Annotated in this window: 21 protein-coding genes and 1 pseudogene; 12 read left to right on the top strand and 10 right to left on the bottom strand. The window is 60.8% G+C overall.

The genetic code is table 11. The annotated features are described in order from the left end of the window. Positions 1–122: 122 nt before the first annotated feature. Genes KUF73_RS25765 through KUF73_RS25750 form a run of 4 tightly spaced genes read left to right on the top strand, consistent with a single transcriptional unit; the run spans position 123 to position 3,724 of the window. A complete protein-coding gene (locus KUF73_RS25765; RefSeq protein WP_218440810.1) occupies positions 123–1,004 on the top strand; it encodes a hemin ABC transporter substrate-binding protein in 882 nt (293 codons plus the stop codon). A gap of 53 nt (positions 1,005–1,057) precedes the next feature. Next, positions 1,058–2,041, top strand: coding sequence for an iron ABC transporter permease (locus KUF73_RS25760; protein ID WP_218440890.1), 984 nt, complete (start codon positions 1,058–1,060; stop codon positions 2,039–2,041). After that, positions 2,041–2,808 (top strand): heme ABC transporter ATP-binding protein, encoded by a 768-nt coding sequence (locus KUF73_RS25755; protein ID WP_218440809.1) that lies wholly within the window; start codon positions 2,041–2,043, stop codon positions 2,806–2,808. Before KUF73_RS25760 ends, KUF73_RS25755 begins: the two co-directional genes overlap by 1 nt. 31 nt (positions 2,809–2,839) lie before the next feature. Continuing rightward, on the top strand, positions 2,840–3,724 hold the full coding sequence (locus tag KUF73_RS25750; protein ID WP_218440808.1) for a ChaN family lipoprotein: 885 nt from the start codon (positions 2,840–2,842) through the stop codon (positions 3,722–3,724). Positions 3,725–3,990: 266 nt separating this feature from the next. Here KUF73_RS25750 and KUF73_RS25745 read toward each other — a convergent pair whose 3' ends face one another. Further along, positions 3,991–4,380, bottom strand: coding sequence for a cytochrome c family protein (locus KUF73_RS25745; RefSeq protein ID WP_218440807.1), 390 nt, complete (start codon positions 4,378–4,380; stop codon positions 3,991–3,993). Positions 4,381–4,567: 187 nt separating this feature from the next. Between KUF73_RS25745 and KUF73_RS25740 the strand changes: the two genes are divergently transcribed. Together KUF73_RS25740 and KUF73_RS25735 are read left to right on the top strand one after the other, a co-directional pair. Continuing rightward, positions 4,568–5,317 (top strand): SDR family oxidoreductase, encoded by a 750-nt coding sequence (locus tag KUF73_RS25740; protein ID WP_218440806.1) that lies wholly within the window; start codon positions 4,568–4,570, stop codon positions 5,315–5,317. An 80-nt stretch (positions 5,318–5,397) separates the two neighbouring features. After that, positions 5,398–5,808: a cupin domain-containing protein gene (locus KUF73_RS25735; RefSeq protein ID WP_218440805.1), complete on the top strand. Its 411-nt coding sequence runs from the start codon at positions 5,398–5,400 to the stop codon at positions 5,806–5,808. A gap of 113 nt (positions 5,809–5,921) precedes the next feature. On the opposite strand, the gene KUF73_RS25730 is transcribed toward KUF73_RS25735, so the two are convergent. Beyond that, positions 5,922–6,257, bottom strand: coding sequence for a hypothetical protein (locus KUF73_RS25730; RefSeq protein ID WP_218440804.1), 336 nt, complete (start codon positions 6,255–6,257; stop codon positions 5,922–5,924). Positions 6,258–6,457: 200 nt separating this feature from the next. Continuing rightward, positions 6,458–7,288, bottom strand: a complete 831-nt coding sequence (locus KUF73_RS25725) for an oxidoreductase (RefSeq protein ID WP_218440803.1) — start codon at positions 7,286–7,288, stop codon at positions 6,458–6,460. A gap of 130 nt (positions 7,289–7,418) precedes the next feature. Here KUF73_RS25725 and KUF73_RS25720 point away from each other — a divergent pair, with 130 nt between their 5' ends. Both KUF73_RS25720 and KUF73_RS25715 read left to right on the top strand, forming a co-directional pair. Next, positions 7,419–8,318, top strand: coding sequence for a LysR family transcriptional regulator (locus KUF73_RS25720; RefSeq protein WP_218440802.1), 900 nt, complete (start codon positions 7,419–7,421; stop codon positions 8,316–8,318). A gap of 136 nt (positions 8,319–8,454) precedes the next feature. Further along, entirely contained in the window at positions 8,455–8,781 is a 327-nt protein-coding gene (locus KUF73_RS25715) for an NIPSNAP family protein (protein ID WP_218440801.1), read from the top strand. Positions 8,782–8,787: 6 nt separating this feature from the next. Here KUF73_RS25715 and KUF73_RS25710 read toward each other — a convergent pair whose 3' ends face one another. The 7 genes from KUF73_RS25710 to speB all read right to left on the bottom strand — a co-directional run bounded on the left by KUF73_RS25710 (position 8,788) and on the right by speB (position 17,093). Continuing rightward, positions 8,788–9,471, bottom strand: a complete 684-nt coding sequence (locus tag KUF73_RS25710; RefSeq protein ID WP_218440800.1) for a hypothetical protein — start codon at positions 9,469–9,471, stop codon at positions 8,788–8,790. 1 nt (position 9,472) lies between these two features. Then, complete coding sequence (locus KUF73_RS25705) at positions 9,473–10,243, bottom strand: DUF2092 domain-containing protein (protein WP_218440799.1); 771 nt, start codon at positions 10,241–10,243, stop codon at positions 9,473–9,475. 153 nt (positions 10,244–10,396) lie between these two features. Next, positions 10,397–10,855, bottom strand: a complete 459-nt coding sequence (locus tag KUF73_RS25700) for an N-acetyltransferase (RefSeq protein ID WP_218440798.1) — start codon at positions 10,853–10,855, stop codon at positions 10,397–10,399. Positions 10,856–11,040: 185 nt separating this feature from the next. Then, positions 11,041–12,729 carry a choline dehydrogenase gene (gene betA / locus KUF73_RS25695; protein WP_218440797.1) on the bottom strand — a complete coding sequence of 563 codons (1,689 nt, stop codon included), beginning with the start codon at positions 12,727–12,729 and terminating at the stop codon, positions 11,041–11,043. A 2-nt stretch (positions 12,730–12,731) separates the two neighbouring features. Further along, positions 12,732–14,300 (bottom strand): cytosine permease, encoded by a 1,569-nt coding sequence (locus KUF73_RS25690; protein ID WP_218440796.1) that lies wholly within the window; start codon positions 14,298–14,300, stop codon positions 12,732–12,734. Positions 14,301–14,516: 216 nt separating this feature from the next. After that, positions 14,517–16,028 (bottom strand): aldehyde dehydrogenase, encoded by a 1,512-nt coding sequence (locus KUF73_RS25685; protein WP_218440795.1) that lies wholly within the window; start codon positions 16,026–16,028, stop codon positions 14,517–14,519. Positions 16,029–16,094: 66 nt separating this feature from the next. After that, a complete protein-coding gene (speB, locus tag KUF73_RS25680) occupies positions 16,095–17,093 on the bottom strand; it encodes an agmatinase (RefSeq protein ID WP_218440794.1) in 999 nt (332 codons plus the stop codon). A gap of 151 nt (positions 17,094–17,244) precedes the next feature. On the opposite strand from speB, the gene KUF73_RS25675 reads away from it, so the two are divergent. From KUF73_RS25675 to KUF73_RS25660, 4 genes and pseudogenes are all read left to right on the top strand, one after another. After that, positions 17,245–18,168 (top strand): LysR family transcriptional regulator, encoded by a 924-nt coding sequence (locus KUF73_RS25675; protein ID WP_218440793.1) that lies wholly within the window; start codon positions 17,245–17,247, stop codon positions 18,166–18,168. Between the two features lie 66 nt (positions 18,169–18,234). Further along, entirely contained in the window at positions 18,235–19,746 is a 1,512-nt protein-coding gene (locus KUF73_RS25670) for a sigma-54-dependent transcriptional regulator (RefSeq protein WP_218440792.1), read from the top strand. Between the two features lie 390 nt (positions 19,747–20,136). After that, positions 20,137–20,520, top strand: coding sequence for a glycine cleavage system protein GcvH (gene gcvH, locus KUF73_RS25665; protein WP_218440791.1), 384 nt, complete (start codon positions 20,137–20,139; stop codon positions 20,518–20,520). 9 nt (positions 20,521–20,529) lie between these two features. Then, positions 20,530–21,196: pseudogene (locus KUF73_RS25660) on the top strand (glycine dehydrogenase (aminomethyl-transferring)); the annotation flags it as partial.

Raw genomic sequence — 21,196 nt, 5'->3', positions numbered from 1 at the left:
CCTCGGGGTGACCGTAATGCTGTTCGCTTAGGGACGAACGTTGTACCTGTGGCGTGTGCGCAAACCGAGCGTCGATGGCATCATCCCCCGCTAAGTCGATTGATCGACCAAGGAAGTCCCTGATGCGAATGAAATCACTGCTGGCGTGTGCCGGCGTGCTCCTCAGCCAGATGGCCGTCGCCGACGCCCTGCCGCAGCGTTGGGTCAGCGCCGGTGGCGCGATCAGCGAGTGGGTGGTCGCCCTGGGTGGAGAGCGCAAGCTGGTGGGTGTCGACAGCACCAGCCAGTACCCGCGCTCGCTGCACAGCCTGCCGAGCATTGGCTACCAGCGTGCGCTGGCGGCTGAAGGGATTCTGGCGCTGAAGCCGGACATTCTGGTCGGCAGTGCCGAGATGGGTCCTCCACCGGTGCTGGTGCAACTCAAGGCTGCCGGGGTGCGCATCGAATTGCTCTCGGCCCAGCCTGATGTGCCGTCGTTGCAGCACAACCTGACCGAACTCGGGCAATTGCTCGGCAAACAGGCAGAAGCGCAGGCGCTGATGGAGGCTTATCAGCAGCGCTTGAACAGTCAGGCCGAATGGGTCAAACAGGTGCAGCAGAAAAACCCGGCCCCTAGGGTATTGATGCTGCTCAGCCATGCCCGCAGCAATCTTCAGGCGGCCGGCAAAGACACGCTGGCAGCCTGGATGATCGATCAGGCCGGCGGGGAAAACCTGGCCGAGCACAACGGTTATAAACCTGTATCCAACGAGGCCATGCTAGCCCTGGACCCGCAGGTCATCATTTTCGCCGATGGCCGTCTTGAAGGGGGCACCTCACCGGCAGCGCTGCTGGAGCAGAACCCGATCCTCGCACAAACCCAGGCCGGCCGTGAGGGCCGGGTGCTGGTGATTGATCCGACACTGTTAGTGGGTGGCCTTGGCCCACGAGTGCCCGCTGCGCTGGAAACCTTGTCGAAGGCGTTTTATCCGTCGGCAGTGGTCCAGACAACCGAGACCAACTGATGACGGCAATCGTTCAGCCACGGCCGATGCTGATTTTCCTGGGCCTGTTGTTAGTGTTGGTGTTCTGGCTGTCCCTGGCCTTGGGGCCGGTCAGCCTGCCGCTCAGTGATACTTTGCTGGCCGGTCTGCGCCTGCTCGGCTTGCCGGTGGACGGCGGCGACACGCAACAGGCCGAGCTGATCCTCGGGCAGATTCGCCTGCCGCGCAGTTTGCTCGGCATCGCCGTCGGTTCGGTACTGGCGTTGTCCGGTGTGGCGATGCAGGGCTTGTTCCGCAATCCACTGGCAGACCCTGGCCTTGTCGGCGTGTCCGGTGGCGCTGCATTGGGTGCAGCCGTCGCCATCGTCGGCGGCAGCATGCTCGGTGAGATGCCACCGGCCCTTGAGCCCTATCTGCTCTCGGTGTGCGCCTTCGCCGGTGGCTTGTTCGTCACAGCGGTGGTCTATCGATTCGGCCGCAGCAATGGCCAGACCAACGTCGCTACCATGTTGTTGGCGGGCGTGGCGATGACGGCGATGACCGGTGCCGGTGTCGGGCTGTTCACCTACCTGGTTGATGACGCGACGTTGCGCACCCTGACCTTCTGGAACCTGGGCAGCCTAAACGGTGCCAGCTACCCACGCCTGTGGCCGTTATTGATCGTGGCGGTGGGCGTGGCGTTGTGGTTGCCGCGTCGCGCGGCAGCACTCAATGCGATGTTGTTGGGCGAATCGGAAGCCCGTCATCTGGGCTTCAATGTCGAGCGGATCAAACTGGAGCTGGTGTTGTGCACGGCGCTGGGTGTCGGCGCAGCGGTGGCGGCGGCGGGTTTGATCGGCTTCATCGGGCTGGTGGTGCCGCACCTGATGCGCCTGCTGGTCGGTCCGGATCATCGGGTGTTGTTGCCGGCCTCCTTGCTCGCCGGTGCCAGCCTGCTGTTGTTGGCCGATCTGGTCGCCCGCCTGCTGCTTGCTCCGGCCGAATTGCCGATTGGCATCGTCACCGCACTCATTGGTGCACCCTTCTTCCTTTATTTGCTGGTACGGGGGCGCTCCTGATGCTGCGGGCAAACAACTTGCTGGTCCGCCGTGGCAGTCGCACCGTGCTGGCGGGCATCGATATCGAGCTGCGTGGGGGTGAAGTCCTGGGCGTACTCGGGCCGAACGGTGCCGGTAAAAGCACCCTGCTCGCCGCCCTGTGCGATGAGTTGCCAGCCAGCGAAGGCACGGTCAGCCTGGATGAGCGCAAGCTCACCGACTGGCCCGGTCAGGAGCGGGCCAGACGCCTGGCGGTACTGCCGCAGAGTTCGAGCCTGAACTTCGCCTTCTCGGTCAATGAAGTGGTGGGCATGGGCCGCTTGCCCCATGCCAGCGGTCGCGTGCGCGATGCCGAAATCGTCGCCGAAGCGCTTCGTGCCGCCGACGCCTTGCACCTGGCCGGGCGCAGCTATCTGGCGCTGTCCGGTGGCGAACGCCAGCGTGTGCATTTGGCACGCGTTCTGACACAACTGTGGCCGGGCGCCGAGGGTCAAACCTTGTTGCTCGACGAGCCGACATCGATGCTCGACCCGCTGCACCAGCACACCATCCTGCAGGCGGTGCGCGATTTCGCCGGGCGCGGCGCGGCGGTGCTGGTGATCTTGCACGACCTCAATCTGGCCGCACGTTATTGTGATCACCTGCTGCTGTTACAGGACGGTCGCCCCCACGGCTACGGCACCCCGGACGACGTCCTGACCGCCGAAGCGCTGGAGGCGGTGTATGGGCTGCAAGTGCTGATTCACCGGCACCCGGAGCGTGGCCACCCTTTGATCATCGCGCGCTGATCCGCGCCCTTCCTTCTCACAAGGAAACCCGATGCGCATTCTGCTGCTATGCCTGATCAGCCTGCTGGCTGCCTGCCAATCCCATTACGTGACACCGCCGCCGGCAGCAATTGCCCCACAAGATCGCGGTCACGCCGACCTCGGCGTCATACGCGAACTCGCCACCGGCCGCACGGTTACCCCGCAGGAACTGGTCGAACGCCTGGCGGTTGCGCCACGAGTGCTGGTGGGTGAACAACACGACAACCCTGATCACCACGCCCTGGAATTGTGGCTGCTGCGCGAACTGGCGGCGCAACGTCCGCAGGGCAGTCTGCTGATGGAAATGCTCAACCCCGACCAACAAGCCAAAGTCGATGCCGCGCAGGCCGCCACCCGTGCCGGCCAACCACCGGCCGACCCTTATCAGGCGCTGGCCTGGCAAGCCAATTGGGATTGGGGTGTTTACGGGGCATTGGTCAACTACGCGCTGCGTCAACCTTACCCGCTGATGGCGGCCAACCTGGACCGCTCGCAGATCATGCAGATCTACAAGCAGCGACCGACGCTCACCGGCCCGGCATCGACCACCGAACAGGTGCAAGCCACGCTGCTGGACGACATCCGCGCGTCCCATTGCGGTTTGCTGCCCGAGTCGCAGATGCCGGCCATGCTCGCCGTGCAGCAGCAGCGTGACCGGCGCATGGCCGAACGGCTGTTGGCCGCGCCTGCACCTGCCTTGTTGTTGGCCGGGGCGTTCCATGTCCGCAAGGACCTCGGCGTGCCGCTGCACCTCGAAGACCTCGGCACCGGTCAAGGTACTGCCGTGTTGGTGTTGGCCGAAGCGGGTAATACCGTGACTGCCGAAAGCGCTGATTACGTCTGGTACACGGCGGCGCAACCGGAGGAGGATCACTGCGCCCAATTGCGTCGTTAAGCCGGAAAATCAAAAGATCGCAGCCTTCGGCAGTGCCTACACGGATCTCAATGTAGGAGCTGCCGAAGGCTGCGATCTTTTGATCTGGGTCTTGATTCTGCATTTGATCTTCTTGCCACACCCAAGAGGCGTAAAAGCGAAACTGCCAGCGGCAGTGACCGCAGCAATGGAAATGTACTCCTGACAAAACAAGGTGCCTGTCACTCCATCGCGAGCAAGGTCGCTCCTACAGTGGACCTGGTACAGCCGTCAGATCAGGCCAATCTTCAAGGCGCCTGAAACGTCTGCAGATACGCCAGCAAATCGTCAATTTTCTCCTGATCGCTGATGCCCCAGAAAATCATCCGCGTACCTGACACCACTGACTTTGGAGCCTCGATGTACTGCGCCAGTTTCTCCCGCGTCCAGACCACGCCGGATGTCTTCATGGCGTCGGAATATTGGTAATCCGTGGTGGTCCCGGCCAGACGCCCGACAATACCGTTGAGCTGTGGCCCGAACGAAGCCCGCGCCGACTCTCCGATCTGATGGCAGCCGCCACACACCCGTTTGAACAATTTCCCGCCCGCCTCGGCATCACCCTGTGCCTGCGCTTGCGCGCCGAGCAGGCTTGTACCGAGGACTAAGACCAGGGACATCACCGCCGCTTTGTTCATTTACAGCTCCAGATCAGGCGTCGCATATCGCAAAAAATGGCCGCTATTTGAGCATGACTCGGCGCTCGGGCCGAAGCTTTTCAGAGGTGAAAGATGAAAGGCTGCCGTCCATCCTCCGCCAACGGTCGTACTGCCATTCCAGCCTAAACTGGCCTCTTCACGCACACCTACAGACGGAGGCACGGTCATGAAAATTGTCGTCATCGGCGGAACGGGTTTGATTGGAACCCAGCTCTGCCAGTTCCTGCGCGAGGGCGGACACGACGTTCTGTCCGCCTCGCCGAGCTCAGGGGTAAACGCGGTCACCGGCGAAGGCTTGCAGGCAGCGCTGCAAGGTGCCGAGGTGGTGGTCGACGTCGCCAACTCACCCTCATTCGAAGATGCCGCCGTACTGGAGTTCTTCGAGGCATCCGGGCGCAATCTCTTTCCCGCCGAGAAAGCCGCCGGGGTCAAACACCACGTTGCGCTGTCGGTGGTGGGCACCGAACGGATGCTGGAAAGCGGTTACTTCCGGGCCAAGATGGCCCAGGAAGAGTTGATCAAGAAATCCGGCGTGCCCTACTCCATCCTGCGCGCCACGCAGTTTTTCGAGTTCGTCGGTGCCATTGCGCAATCCGGCGCACAAGGCGACACCATTCGCCTGACCTCGGCCGCTTTGCAGCCGGTGGCCTCGGCCGATGTGGCGGCGGCACTGGCGAAAATCGCCGTGGGCGGGCCCACGGGCAAGACCTCGGAAGTGGCCGGGCCGGACAAGCAGCCGCTGGTGTCGTTCGCCAAAATCTATTTGCAACACACCAAGGACCAAAGGGAAGTGATTACCGACGATAACGCCGGTTACTTTGGAGCCAATATCAACGACCAGTCGCTGACACCGGGCGCCAATCCCATCCTCGGCGCGATCCACTTCGATCAGTGGCTCGACCGCGGCAACGCCTGACGCTGACGAACGAGGGCAACCCATTCGCCCTCAGCCCAACCACGCAGTAGCAGACCCCCGGACTTCACAAGGAGCGTCTCATGCGAACCCACTTTCTCTTCGTCTTACTCGCACTGTCATTCACCACCACCCTGCCGGCCCAGGCCCAAACCGCCGCCGCGCCGCCTCCGGTCGTCACGCCGATTTCGGAGACGCCGCTGCCCGACTACCCCGGCAAAGAAGTGCTGATGCTCACCGTCGAGTTCCCTCCCGGCGGGGCCGACCCGATTCATCGGCACGACGCCCATGGTTTTGTCTATGTGCTCGAAGGTTCCATCATCATGGGGGTCAAGGGTGGCAAGGAGGTCACGCTGTTACCCGGACAAACCTTCCACGAAGGCCCCAATGACATACACACGGTGGGCCGCAACGCCAGCCAGGACAAACCGGCAAAATTCGTGGTCTTTCTGTTGAAGGACCAGAACAAACCAGCGGTCATCCCGGTCAATTGACCGAACCTTTTCGCATCGCAGGCCCATTGAAATGCGGGGGGGGGGGAAATTATCACGGCAACAAAAAATCCGGAGCCTGATACAGGACTCCGGATTTTTTTGGGCAACGGCGTTTACTGAACGTTTTTCAGCTTGATCACGTCACCGGAAACATTGGTGGTGTAGCCGTTCAGGACCCAGGCCCAGAACCAGCGTTCCTGCACCTGGGTGTTGATCATGGCATCGCCGCCCTTGGCTTTGATTGCCTCGTCCTGTGCACGCACAAAACGGCTGTTCTGCCGAATAGGGATGAGCCCGAACAGCATCAGGCCTGTGGCGCTGGCTTCGCTGTGGCCCAAAACGGTGTATTGGCTGCTGTCGTAATGGTGGGTATTCATCGGGGCGCTGCTGCAACCTGCCAACACGAGACCAAACACAGCACCAGCAACGACTTTACTGAGGTATTTCACTGCACAACTCCATGAGAAAGCGCCCGGGATCCATCTCTCGAGCGGCGCCATTCTAGCGAAAATGATGGCCAATGGATATCACCCTCTAAACACAAAAAGATCGCAGCCATCGGCAGCTACTACACAGAAATGCATTCTCATGTAGGCGCTGCCGCAGGCTGCGATCTTTTGATCTTGCTACCCGTTTTTAAGGCCCGGCTTCAATCCTGGAAATCGGTAGACAGCGCCAGCGCGTTCCACTCGGCCAGTTCCTGTGCGACCAAGCGGTTTTTCGCTTCGATGCGCGCGATGGTATCGCTGCCCAATGCCAGCCGTTGTGGCGGCTTCGGTGCATTGACCAGGGCGAACATGGCCTCGGCAAACTTCACTGGGTCACCCGGCTGGGCATGGTTGGCCGATGCCGCATATTTGCGCATCGCGCCGACGGTTTCATCGTAGTCCGGCAATTCCAGAGCAGTTTTCACCAGCGACTGCTCATCAAGGAAGTCAGTGCGGAAGAAACCCGGCTCGACCACCGTGGCGTGAATCCCTAACGGTGCCAATTCCTGATGCAGCGCTTCGGTAATCCCTTCCACCGCGAACTTGGTGGAACCGTAGACGCCCCAACCCATGTAGGCCTGATAGCCGCCGATGGAAGAAATGTTGATCACATGACCGGAGCGCTGGCGGCGCATGTGCGGCAATACCGCGCGGGTCACGTTGAGCAGGCCGAAGACGTTGGTGGCGAACAGCCGCTCGGTCTCGCTGGCGCTGGTTTCTTCCACCGCCCCCAACACGCCGAACCCGGCATTGTTGATCAGCACGTCGATGCGGCCGAAACGCTTGATGCCTTCCGCAACCGCCTGATGCGCTTCTTCTTCACGGGTCACATCCAGACGCACCGCCAGCAAGTTGGGATGATCGCCCAGGCGGGCGGTGATTTCTTCAGGTTTACGAGCGGTGGCAATCACCGCGTCGCCGGCACGCAGAGCACGTTCTGCGATGAGAGTACCGAAACCACGGGAAGCCCCAGTAATGAACCAAGTACGCATTTCAACGCCTCCTGTCAGCGGCCCCTGCGGTATTGCAGGGGCTTCTTGATGAGTTGACGCCACTTTAAATCTCCATTACTGATGTGATAATCCCAATAATTTTGCATGGCTTTGTGAAAGGCATTCACAGATGAAAGCACCTTCAGCGGCGGACCTCTCGACCTTCCTCTGCGTGGCCACCCACCTGAACTTCAGCCGCGCGGCAGTCGAACTCGGGCTCACGCCTTCGGCGTTAAGTCATTCGGTGCGCACCCTTGAAAACCGGCTCGGTGTCAGGCTGTTCAATCGCACGACACGCAGCGTCGGGCTGACCGAGGCCGGCGAGCGCTTGCAGGCGCGATTGAAACCAGCGTTTCGTGACATCGACGACGCCCTGGAAGACCTCAACAGTTTTCGCGACAAACCCTCCGGCAACCTGAGGATCACCGCCGGGCGTCAGGCTGCCGAACTGGTATTGCTACCGATTGCCGCCAGGTTTCTTCAAGCCTATCCCGACGTAACATTGGAGATCGTTGCAGACGATGGCCTGGTCGATGTGGTCTCGGGCGGCTTTGACGCCGGGGTTCGCTTCGGGGCGCGCCTGGAAGCAGACATGGTCTCATTGCCCATCGGTTCGTTCCTGCGCTCGGTGGTGGTGGGTGCTCCGTCGCTCATGCAGCGGCACCCCGCTCCACAGAAACCCGAGGACTTGCACGGCCTGCCCTGCATCCGCCATCGCTTCCCGAGCGGCACGCTGTATCGCTGGGAATTCGAGCGCGGCGGTATCGCCGAAGAAATCGAAGTGGACGGGCCGCTGACACTCGGCGACGTCAGCCTGATGGTCGGCCCGGCGCTGCAAGGAGTCGGCCTGGCCTACATTTTCGAAGACATGGCCAAGGCGTACATTGCCGACGGCCGCTTGATCCAGGTGCTGGCCGACTGGTGCCCTTTCTACCCCGGGCTGCACCTGTATTACCCGAGTCGTCGCCATGTACCGGCTGCGCTCAAGGCCTTTATTGAATGTGTACGCGCGGACCGGCAACCCGGTTGACTCAGGCGTATCAGGCCTTGAAATATTCCAGGGTGTGCGCCATTTGCTTAAAACCGGCGAGAACTCCATCCTACGGCCGCGCCCTGCCAGTCGAATCAATCACTGAAAACCATTAACCCAGCCTGAGAGAAAACCGATGGTCACTTGCTACCTGAAATACGTGCTTGACCCATTCAAGCTCGAAGCGTTTGAACACTACGGCAAGCTGTGGATTCCCCTCGTGGAAAAATTCGGTGGCCAGCATCACGGCTACTTCCTGCCGTCCGAAGGCGCCAACAACATCGCCCTGGCGATGTTCACCTTCCCCAGCCTCGCGGCCTACGAAACCTATCGCCAAGACTCGATGAACGATCCTGAATGCATCGCCGCCTTCAAGTACGCCGAAGAAACCCGCTGCATTCTCAGTTATGAGCGCAGTTTCTTCCGGCCGGTGTTCGGTGAGTCGAACCAGCCAACAGCGTGAAAAAGCTCAAGGCGCGTTGACCACAATGTAGGTCACATCGCTGCCCTGATACTGCGGCTGGTACCAGGTTGAACCGCACTGCAGGTACGCGGTGTTGTACTGGATAACCTGCACACATTCGGCGGGCATCTGTGCCGGTGTCATGATGGAACCGACGACTGCGGCGGTGACCGCGACGGTAGCGGTGACCGCCGCCGCAGCGGCCAGCGGATGATAGTGATCGTCGTAGCCATAACGGCCATTCCCGTCCACATCGATGTCCACATCGCGGTTGCTGTTGATATTGACGTTGCGGTTGCTGTTATCGATGTTGGTGCGGTTACCTGAATTGACCTTGTTGCCGGTATTGGCCCGGTTACCCGAATTGACCTTGTTACCGGTATTGGCCCGGTCACCTGAATTGACCTTGTTACCGGCATCAGGCCGGTTATCTGATGTGACCCGGTTACCGGCATTTGGCCGATTGCTGGTGTTGACCCGATTGTCGGCGTTGGGCGCTCGTTGCGCAGCGTTGCCGGTGTTCATGCGCCGGGCCTGTGGCGCACTGGCTGGCGGCGGCCGATTCACTGAAGCCCTGGCACGTCCTTGCGCGCGCTGCCCCCTGGCGTCAGCTTCGCCAATCAGGCCTATCGTCAGTGCCGATGCCGTAACCAGCGATAACAACAGGCCGCACCACATTGCCCGATTCATATCACTCCCCTCCCTGCTCACTGGCTTTCTTCAAAGGAATGGCCACATCCCCTTTGCCCGGTTTGAAGGTGAAGATGGAATCATTGAAGGTCGGCTTCAGGTTCCAGCGGTAGACCGCGCTGTACTCCGGGAAACTCGCTTCATCGGTGGTGGTGATCACCAGTTTGCACGGCAACGGTTTTTCGGCCCGGGTAATCCACAACTGCCAGTCAACCCCTTGCTGCCGGAAGGCCAGGTGGTCGCATAGCCTGCCATTGATCGTTGAAGGCCCGACGTACAGTGCCTCTTTCAGCGCATCGATCTGTGCCTGGTCACGGCCAAACAGGAACAAGTCCTCCATGGGTATCTGCAAACCGTAATGGTCTTCGATCCTGTGCAACGTTTCAGCCAGCGTCGGCGCTGCATCGACCGTGGTGTAGTACTTGAGAAACGGCGAGTACTGGGTCAGTTTCTTGCCGTTGTAGAAGAACTCCCGCGTCCGGACATCGCCCTCGGTCTTGGCGTACAGGCGATCCCCCTTGCGCACGGTCAGCGTACTGATGGCCTCGCTTTTGATCTTTTGCCCTGACTCCAGAACAGTGTCCTGGGAGACCTCGGCGCTCACCTCGAATTTCGGCAGGCTGCGCAGGTAGTTGCCCATATCGATGAGTTTGTCGACCACTTGCGGGTTGACCAATGGTGGGGTATTGGAAGGTGGTGGGTCTTCAGCGCGGACGACGGGACCGACGACCAGCGCGCACAACAGACCAATAACACAGAAGGGGCTTTTCATGGGGCCGGCTCCTGGCCGGCGCGCAAATATTACGCTTGGGCCTCAAGGCTGATTAACAAGCCTAGTTGTCGCCACACCTGATCGCCAATCCGTTAATGGATTACCGGCCAGTAAATCGTTCGCCAGGCATCGGGAAACAGCAACGGCTAAAAATCAGCCTTGCTTCAGGTCCAGGCAATAGGTGTAGTAGCCCGCATCTCGCACATAACCCAACGACTCATACAACCGCTGCGCGCTGTGGTTATCGATGGCGGTTTCCAGGGTCATGCCCTTGGCACCGGTCAACAACGCAAAATCGCGGGCGGTGTTCATCAGCAATGTGCCCACACCTTTGCCTCGGGCGGCGGGTGCGGTAAACAGGTCGCCGAGCAGCCAGGTGCGGTGCGCGTCGATCGAGGAAAAGGTCGGGAACAACTGCACGAAACCCAATGCTTCGCCGCTGCCATCCTCGGCATAAAAAATCACCGACTCGTCGCGGGCGATGCGTTCGGCGATGAAGGCGCGGGACTGTGGCAGGTTCGAAGGCTGATCGTAGAAGCCGCGATAGGCGTCGAACAGGCTGGCGATTTTATCGAGGTGGGAAGCGTCGGCGCGCAGGGCCTGGATTGCCATGAGGGTGCTCCATTGCGGTTTCAGGGATTTACAGCCTAGATCAAATGTAGGAGCTGCCGCAGGCTGCGATCTTTTGATCTTGCTGTGTAGAACATCAAAATCAAAAGATCGCAGCCTGCGGCAGCTCCTACATGAATCGGTGGGCCCCGGGGATTGGCGGCTGCATCCGATCAATGCTGCGGGCATCAAACCCGCACGTTACGCCCCGGCAATGTCGAGCGCTGGCTGTTTTCCCAGTTCTCGACCAGCCCCACCGGTGCATCGGACGCTGGCAGCATATTGCGCCCCAACACCAGGTCCGAAGCCCGCTCGGCGAGCATGATGGTCGGCGCATTGAGGTTGCCGTTCGGCTCGGTCGGGAACACCGAGGAATCGATTACCCGCAACCCGGCGATGCCGTGCACCCGAAGTTCGGAATCGACCACCGCCATGTCGTCCTCGCCCATGCGGCACGAGCCGCAAGGGTGGTAAGTACTTTCGAGGTTGTCGCGGACAAAGGCGTCGATTTCCTCGTCAGTGTTGACCAGTGGCCCCGGCGCGATTTCACCGTCGCGGAAACGGTCCATGGCTTTCTGACCGATGATCTCCCGAGTCAGGCGAATGCAGCGGCGGAAGCCTTCGCGGTCCTCTTCGCGTTGCAGGTAGTTGAAGCGGATTTCCGGGTGTTCATAAGGGTCGGCGGAACGCACGCGCACATAACCACGGCTTTTCGGTTTGTTCGGCCCGGTGAGCACCATGAAACCATGGCCCTTGATCGGTTTATTGCCGTCGTAACGCATCGCGGCGGGCAGGAAATGGAACTGAATGTCCGGCCAGCGCAGGCCTTTATCGGAGCGGATGAAACCGCCGGCCTCGAAGTGGTTGGTCGCGCCGAGTCCGTCCTTGAACAACAGCCAGCGCAGGCCGATCAACAGCTTGCTCAGCGGGTCCATTTTGCTATTGAGCGTCACCGGTTCCTTGCAGCCGAACTGGATGTACACCTCGGCGTGGTCCTGCAGATTCTCCCCTACTCCCGGCAGGTCGTGGCGCACGCCGATCCCGGCTTTGCGCAGGACTTCAGCCGGGCCGATTCCGGAGCGTTGCAGCAGGTGCGGCGACCCAATCGGCCCGGACGAGATCAGCACTTCGCGGTTGCAATAGACCTGATGGGTCTGGCCACCGTGGTCATAGATGATGCCCACGGCACGCTTGCCTTCGAGGATGACCTGACGGGTCATCGCATGGGTAATCACCGTCAGGTTCGGACGGCCCATGGCGGGTCGCAGATAAGCGTTGGCGGTGGAACAGCGCACGCCGTTTTTCACGGTCATGTGCATCGCGCCGAAGCCTTCCTGCATGAAGCCATTGCAGTCATCGGTCTTGATGTAGCCCGCTTCGGCACCGGCTTCGACCCAGGCCCCGTACAGCGGATTTTTCATGTGGTTGCCGTTGGTCGTATGCAGCGGCCCGGTTTGCCCGCGATAGCTGTCACCACCCGACTCGTAGCTCTCGGCGCGCTTGAAGTACGGCAGGCAATTCTTGTAGCCCCAACCCTGGGCGCCGAGGGTTTCCCACTCGTCGAAGTCATAGGCGTGACCACGGATGTAGACCAGGCCATTGATCGACGACGATCCCCCCAGCACCTTGCCCCGTGGGCAGTGAATCCGACGGCCGTTGAGGTAGGTTTCCGGTTCGGTTTCGTAGCGCCAGTTGTACTTTTTGGTGTTCATCGGGATCGAGAACGCACTCGGCATCTGGATCACCACGCTCTTGTCGCTGCCGCCGAACTCCAGGACCAGCACCGAAGTGGTCGGGTCTTCGCTCAGGCGGTTGGCCAACACACAACCTGCCGAGCCTGCGCCGATGATGATGTAGTCGTATTTTTGCGTGTTCATGATTATCTCCGGACCGCCGATTCGTTGAAAACGGGCATCGACGGTTTGCTCGATTTGTCGCCAGTGGTGTATTGCGGATTGGTTTTTTCGATGTGCTGGATAACCGCTTCTTCGCGTTTGAGGTCGATCGAACGGCTAAGCCAGTAGTACGCCAGACCCGAGACGATCAGCCCGACCAGCCAGGCGATGTCGATGCTGCCGAGGGCCTTGGCCAGTGGGCCGACATACACTTCACGCTGCTCGACGCCGTCGAAGATGTAGAAGAACGGGATCATCGACACAAACCCGATGGCATACGCGGCGATACCGCGCAGGCCCCAGCTGCCGTAGATGTTGCCGTGGGGCATGAAGAAGTGCGGGATGGCGTAGCGGCCCTTGCGCACAAAGAAGTAATCGGTGAGGTTGACCGAGGTCCAGGGCACCAGGAAGTACAACATCACCACCAGATAGATGCCGAGTACCGACAGGCCTTTGCCCGAACTCTGGATGCTCAACGCCACGCCCAGTTGCAGCAGGATCACGAAGCCGATCGCCAGAATCCGCGCCTTGCGGGTCGGCTCTATGTGCTTGATCGAGTCGACGCAGGTCAAGGTGGTCAGCTTGGCGCTGTAGATATTCATCGCGATCACCGGCAGGAACGCCAGGATAGTAATGACCACCACCGCCGTGCCCATCAGCGGCGACACGGTATTGCCCACTTGCCCAAGGGCCACCAGCACGTCGGTTGAGTGCAGGTGATCGGCCAGCCAGCCACCCACGGAAATCATCCACGCGCCGGACAACGAAGCACCCAGGAACACCACCGCAATCAACTTGCCGCTGGAAGTGTTTTTCGGCAGATAACGCGAGTAGTCGGACACGTACGGGGCGTAAGCGATGTTGTAGCTGGCCGCTGCTGCGAACTGGGCGATGAAGCCGGTCCAGTTGAAGCCCAACGGCGCCGGGGCCACTTCACCTGCACCGAGCACCGGCAGCGCGGCATCTGGCACCCAACCCATCAACACGGCCAAGGTCACCAGCCCGTACAGCGGCAGCGACAGGTACAACGCCCATTTGAAACTGCGGTGCATCCAGTCATGGCCGAGGATCGCCAACACCGCCGCCGGAATGGTCACCGCCACCGCGATCACTGCGGGGTTGAAACCGAACAGCGTGTGCAGTCCCTGCATCATCAGCACGAGGTTGACGATGTTGAAACCGGCGAACACGAACAGCGTCGCCAACAGCACCAGAATCACCCCGCGATAGCCGAATTGCGCACGGGACTGGATCATCTGTGGCAGCCCCAGGTGCGGGCCTTGGGAACCATGAAACGCCATGAACAGCGTGCCGAACATGATGCCCAGTGTGCCGGCCAGTGTGGTCCAGAGCGCGGTCAAACCGACGCTTGGGCCAACGAAGCCAATGGTCATGGTGAAGAAGGTGAAGTTACCGAGGAACCAGAACGGGCCCTGGCTCGACAGTTTGTCGGTGCGCTCGTTCTCGGGGATGAAATCGATGGAATGGCTTTCGACGACAGCTCTGTCATCGAGGGCCGACACGCTCACGGCGGGCTTGGCGTTAGTGTTCATGATGGTCTCTTATTGTTGGAAGATCATGACGAGATAACTGCATTCTTTTGGGTGAACGACGCCCCTTGGCCTCCTTGCCGTTCCCGATTGTTCATGCCTGCCCCTGTAGGAGCTGCCGCAGGCTGCGATCTTTTGATCTTTGGTGTCCTGTCAGAAGGCTGAAAATCAAGATCAAAAGATCGCAGCCTGCGGCAGCTCCTACAGAAGCCGGGTTCGTCAGCTCGGCAGCGTGATCCACACGGCTTTGGTTTCCAGCAGGTAATCGAGCTGCTCCGCGCCCAGGTCCTTGCCGAACCCGGACTGCTTGTAGCCACCGAACGGCATCGATGGGTCGAGAGTGCCGTGTGCGTTGACGTAGACCGAGCCTGCTTTCAAACGCGGAATCAGACTGTGCACCTTGCCCAGGTCATTGGAATACAGTGCCGCCGCGAGGCCGTAAGGCGAGTCATTGGCCAGGGCCAGCGCCTCTTCTTCATCATCGAATGGCGCGGTGACCAGCACCGGGCCGAAGATCTCTTCCTGGACGATGCGCATGTCATTGCGGCAATGGGCAAAAATGGTCGGCTCGACGAAGAAGCCAGGCCCTTCGACCGGCTGGCCGCCGTAGACCAGTTCGGCACCTTCCTGCTTGCCGGTTTCGATGTACTCGGTCACGCGCTGCTTTTGCAGGGCCGAGACCAGTGGACTGATGAAGCACTCCGGATCGAGACCCGGCGCCATTTTCAACGTGCGGGTGTAGGCGATCAGTTCGCGGAGGAATTCGTCGTAGACGCTGCGATGAACGTAAGCCCGCGTACCGGCGTCGCACACCTGGCCGGAGTTGAAAAACACACCATTGGCGACCGCTTGCGCAGCGGCCGGGATGTCGGCATCGGCCAGGACGATTACCGGTGATTTTCCTCCCAGTTCCAGGGTAAGTCGCTTCATTTCGTCCAGCGCCGCGCGGCCGACGGTACGGCCGACCGGGGTAGAACCGGTGAAGGTCAGTTTGTCGATGCCAGGATGCGTGGCCATGGCCGCGCCGACCACGCTACCGCGCCCGGTGACGATGTTGATCACGCCGTCCGGAATCCCTGCTTCCTGCACCAGTTCGGCAAAACGCAGGGCCGACAATGACGTCAATTCGGCGGGTTTGACCACCACGGTGCAACCGGTGGCCAACGCCGCGCCGAGCTTCCAGGCCATGGTTTGCAGCGGGAAATTCCACGGCACGATAGCGCCGACCACGCCCACCGCTTCCTTGCGGGTATAGGCCAGGTAATTGCCCGGCAGCGAAGGCTCGACGGTGCGGCCGTGGAGCTTGGTGGCCCAACCTGCGAAATAGCGCAGTGTGTCGACGGTGCCCTGGATATCCACATCCTTGGCGAAAGCCACGGATTTGCCCATGTCGATGGATTCGATTTCCGCCAGTTCCGCGGAGTTGGCTTCAATCAGGTCAGCGAGGCGCTGCATCAGTCGTTCGCGTTCCGCCGGCTTGGCCTGGCGCCAGGCACCGCCGTCGAACTGGGTGCGGGCAGCGTGCACGGCGCGGTCCAGATCCTCGGTTGTGCCCATTGGAATGCGGGTGATCAGGCCTTCGGTCGACGGTTCGATGACTTCGGAAGTCTGGCCGTCGCTGGCGTCGACCCAGGCGCCGCCGATGAACATTTTCTGCACTTTGCTGAGGAAGGTCTGCGTGGCTTCGCTGACGCCGAACTTTTGCAGGTACTGCTTGACGATCGTGTCCATTTTTATTCTCTCTGCCCGGCAGTCAGGTCCTGCCGGGGCTGTGGTTTCGATGATCGGTGTGGGCTGTCAGGCTGGAACGGATTCGCTCTGCGCCGCACGCACCTTGGCCTTCTCGTGGAAGATGAAACCGATGCTGTTGAGCAGCAGTTGCGCGGCGAGAATCGAGGTCATGCCGGTTGGGTCGTACACCGGTGCCACCTCCACCAGGTCCATGCCGACGATGTTGCCTTGGCTGCGTTTGGCCAGGGCCTGGATGATTTCCAGCACTTCGTAGTAGAGGAAGCCGCCGTGGCTTGGGGTGCCGGTGCCGGGGGCGATGGACGGGTCGAAACCGTCGATGTCGATGGTGATGTAGTAGTTGATGTTCTGCGGGATCAACGCCAGCACGCCTTCAACGCCGAGGCGGCGTACATCGCGCACCGAGAGGATTTTCGAACCGGCTTCGTGGGCGGCTTCGTAGTCGTCGCGGTTGGACGACGAGACGTTGCGGATGCCCATTTGGGTCATGCCGACAATGTGGTTCATTTCCGACGCGCGGCGCAGCGGGTTGCCGTGGCCGTAGCGAACGCCGTGGCGCTCGTCGACGAAATCCAGGTGCGCATCGAAGTGGATGATGTGGATCGGGCCACGGCCTTCGAATGCCTTGATCACCGGCGCGTGCACCGAGTGATCGCCACCGAGCACCACCGGCATCACACCGGCATCGAGGATCTTGCGCACCGCGTATTCGGTGTTCTTGTTACTGGTGACCATGTCGGTGTGGACGATGTCGGCATCACCGACGTCGACCATGCGCACGTCGGCGGCGGTCAGGTACATGACGTCATCTTCGTGGTCGTAGGCGCCGGCATGGCCGAAGGAAAACAGCGTCGATGCCTCACGAATCCCGCGTGGCCCAAAGCGTGCGCCGGAACGCCATTGGGTGCCCATGTCGTTGGGCACCCCGAGCACCGCGACGTCCGCATCCAGTGCGTCCCAATCAGTGCACACCGGGGATTTGCCAAAGGTGCAATGACCCACGAATGGCAGGTTCAGACGACCGGATTCATAACCGTTATTCGACATTTCAAGCCTCTCCACTTCTTGTTATCGGCCTGGCGGACTGCAAGGCGACCGCCGTTGAAATGACTATGGGCGCACCTTTTCGTGGAAAAAATGCTAAACATCAGATACTCATATCGGCATTACCGATGCATCCACACGCGGGAGGTCCAAGGTGATTCAACTGCACGATGTCGACCTGAAGTTGCTTCGGGTGTTTGCCACGATTGTGCGCTGCGGCGGTTTCTCGGCTGCGCAAGCGGCGTTGAATGCCGGTCAGTCCACCATCAGCGAACAGATGACCCATCTGGAAACCCGCCTGGGGGTCAAACTCTGCCAGCGCGGGCGCAGCGGTTTTCGACTGACCGAGCAAGGCGTGGCGATTCATGAAGCCACTCAGCGCCTGCTCTCGGCGGTGGAAAATTTCTGCATGGACGCCGACGTGCTCAAGCAGCACATCAGCGGCAAACTCAACCTGGGCATCATCGACACCACCATCACCGACCCCGACTCACCGATACCGCGCACCACCCAACGCTTCGTCTCACGCGGGCACGATGTGCACCTCAGCGTGTATGTCGGCGAACCCGCCGAACTGGAAGAACGGGTGCTCGACGGTCGCTTGCACCTGGCCATCGGGCACTTCCCGATCTACGTGCCGGGCCTGCTGCACTCACCGCTGTATCAGGAAGCGCTGGGGTTGTATTGCGGGCGGCGGCATCCGTTGTTTGGCAGCAAAACCGAGGGCGACGAACTGCTCGAAGAAATCGCCGCGAGCCGGATTGTCGTGCGCGGCTACATGCAGCAATACGACCTGGAACACCTGGGCGTGAGCAAAGCGGCGGCGACCGTGGACAACATCGAGGCACTGGCGATCCTGATCATCTCCGGCGCTTACCTGGGCTTTCTGCCGGCGCACTTTGCCGCGCAATGGATCAAGACCGGCGAGATGCACCAACTGGCACCGAACAGCTTGCAGCTGATGTCGCCGTTTGACGTGATCACTCGGCGCGGCACGGCGCCGCCGCCGATACTTCAGGCGTTTCTTGAGGATCTGGCGGCGTGTTCGCGTAAAACCCCGACAGCCGAGAAACACTGACGGCTCGCCAAACTTGAACAGAGGCCGCCATACTCATCGAAGCTTCCTCACTGGCTCAGGTTACCTATGCGCATCCACGTCACCTTCATCGACCGCGTCGGCATCACTCAGGAAGTCCTGGCCCTGCTCGGTGGGCGCAGTTTCAATCTGGACGCCGTGGAAATGGTGCCACCCAACGTCTACATCGATGCGCCGACCCTCGGCGCCGAGGTGCTGGAGGAATTGCGCGAAGCCTTTCTCGGGGTGCAAGGCGTGCAAGCGGTGACGATGGTCGACATCCTTCCGGGGCAACGTCGGCGTCTGCAACTCGATGCGTTGCTCGCGGCCAGTTCCGACCCGGTGCTCGCGGTGGATGATCGCGGCCATGTGCTGCTGGCCAATCCGGCGCTGATCGCCCTGTGTGGCCGCGAACCGGACGGCGAATCCTTGAGCGCACTGTTCGATGATCCTGATTTGCAACCGACGCTGATCGAGCACGGCTTTCGCTTGCCGATGCGCGAAGTCAGCCTCGGTGGCCACACGTTGCTGCTCGACGCCATGCCGATCACCGAGGCTGGTGCCCTGCTCACCCTGTATCAACCCAACCGCATCGGCGAACGCCTGTCGGCGCTGCACCATGATCACGCCGAAGGCTTCGATGCGCTGCTCGGCGAGTCGCCGCCGATCCGGGCGCTCAAAGCCCGCGCCCAGCGGGTGGCGGCGCTCGATGCTCCACTGCTGATCCAGGGTGAAACCGGCACCGGCAAGGAACTGGTAGCCCGCGCCTGCCATGCGATCAGCGGCCGCCACGACGCGCCGTTTCTGGCGCTGAACTGCGCGGCACTGCCAGAAAGCCTGGCCGAGAGCGAACTGTTCGGCTACGCCCCCGGGGCCTTCACTGGCGCGCAACGGGGCGGCAAACTCGGGCTGCTGGAACTGGCCGATCAGGGCACGGTATTTCTCGATGAAGTCGGGGAAATGTCGCCGTACTTGCAAGCCAAGTTGCTGCGCTTTTTGAGCGATGGCTGCTTTCGGCGGGTCGGTGGTGATCGCGAGGTCAAGGTCAACGTACGGATCCTCAGCGCCACCCACCGCGACCTGGAAAAAATGGTCAGCGAAGGTCACTTTCGCGAAGACCTGTTCTACCGCCTCAACGTGCTCAACCTGCAAGTCCCGGCGTTGCGCGAGCGCGGCCACGACATTCTGTTGATGGCCCAGCATTTCATGCAGCAAGCGTGCGCGCAGATCCAGCGCCCGGTCTGTCGCCTGGCGCCGAGCACCTTTCCCGCACTGCTCGGCAACCGCTGGCCGGGCAATGTGCGGCAGCTACAAAACGTGATCTTCCGTGCGGCGGCCATTTGCGAGAACCCGTTGGTCGACATCGACGACCTCGACATCGCCCGCACGGCGGTGGAGCGGCAAAACGACGGCGAGGTGGGCAGCCTGGAAGATGCCGTCGAAGGCTTTGAAAAGAAATTGCTGGAACAGCTCTACCGCAGTTACCCCTCCAGCCGCTTACTGGCGGCGCGCCTGCAAACTTCCCACAGCGCGATAGCCATTCGACTGCGCAAATACGGCATCCCCCCACGGTCCCTGTAGGAGCTGCCGCAGGCTGCGATCTTTTGATCCTGATCTTGATTTTTGATTTTTCGATTTCAAAGCCGCCAAAGATCTAGATCAAAAGATCGCAGCCTGCGGCAGCTCCTGCATGTCTGTATTTCAATACAGTGTATTGAAATCAAGACAAATCCCCCGCGACGCCTCTGGACCGGGCTTCGCGCTCCACTCTGCCCACACCTGTATTGATTTCAATACGGAAGCAGTGCGGTCTCTCACCGAAAATAGCCCTAAGCAATTGATTTAAAACGAATAACTAACATTGGCACCACCCTTGCTATCTCTCCTCCAGCCACGCTCGATGCCCAGCACGAGCCTGCCCATCGCCATCCGCCACCTGTAGCGGATGAGTCAGAACAATGAGGAGTTGAGATGAGCGAATTGCGTTTTACCGTCGAGCACGAATGGTTGCGTCTTGAGAGCAATGGTCTGGTCACCGTCGGCATCACCGCGTTTGCCCAGCAGGCGCTGGGGGATGTGGTGTTCGTTCAGGTGCCTGAGTTGGGGAGCTTCGACGCCGGTGCCGAAGTGTCGGTGCTGGAGTCGGTGAAAGCCGCCAGCAGCATCACCATGCCGCTGGACGGCGAAGTGGTCGAAATCAACTCGACGCTGGACGGCAACCCTGAGCTGGTCAACGAAGACCCGCTGGGCGAAGGCTGGTTCTTCCGCTTCCAGCCAACCGACCCTGAGGCCGTCGGCCAATTGCTCGATCAAGCCGCTTACGACCGCCTGATTCAAGACCAGACCGACGCGTGAGGACTTCCCATGACCACCCTCCTCGACACCCGTAACGAATTCATCGCCCGCCACATCGGCCCACGCGCCGGTGACGAGCAAGCGATGCTCAACAGCCTCGGCTTCGACTCGCTGGAAGCCCTGAGCGCCAGCGTGATTCCGGACAGCATCAAGGGCACCAGCGTGCTCGGCCTGGAAGACGGCCTGAGCGAAGCCGATGCCCTGGCCCTGATCAAATCCATCGCCGGCAAAAACCAGCTGTTCAAGACCTTCATCGGTCAGGGTTACTACGGCACCCACACGCCGTCGCCGATCCTGCGCAACCTGCTGGAGAACCCGGCCTGGTACACCGCATACACGCCGTATCAACCGGAAATTTCCCAGGGTCGTCTCGAAGCGCTGCTGAACTTCCAGACCCTGATCAGTGACCTCACTGGTCTGCCGATCGCCAACGCCTCGCTGCTGGATGAAGCCACCGCCGCCGCCGAAGCCATGACCTTCTGCAAGCGCCTGAGCAAGAACAAGGGCAGCCACGCCTTTTTCGCTTCCGTGCATTGCCACCCACAGACCCTCGACGTGTTGCGCACCCGTGCCGAGCCGCTGGGCATTGACGTGGTGGTCGGCGACGAGCATGAACTGACCGACGTGACGCCGTTTTTCGGTGCCCTGCTGCAATACCCGGCGAGCAACGGTGATG

It is taken from the genome of Pseudomonas sp. PD9R (assembly GCF_019200975.1).
In the GTDB taxonomy this organism is placed as follows: Bacteria; Pseudomonadota; Gammaproteobacteria; order Pseudomonadales; family Pseudomonadaceae; genus Aquipseudomonas.
Note: the sequence above shows the minus strand (reverse complement) of the source record. Positions and strands in the feature narration are given on the sequence as shown.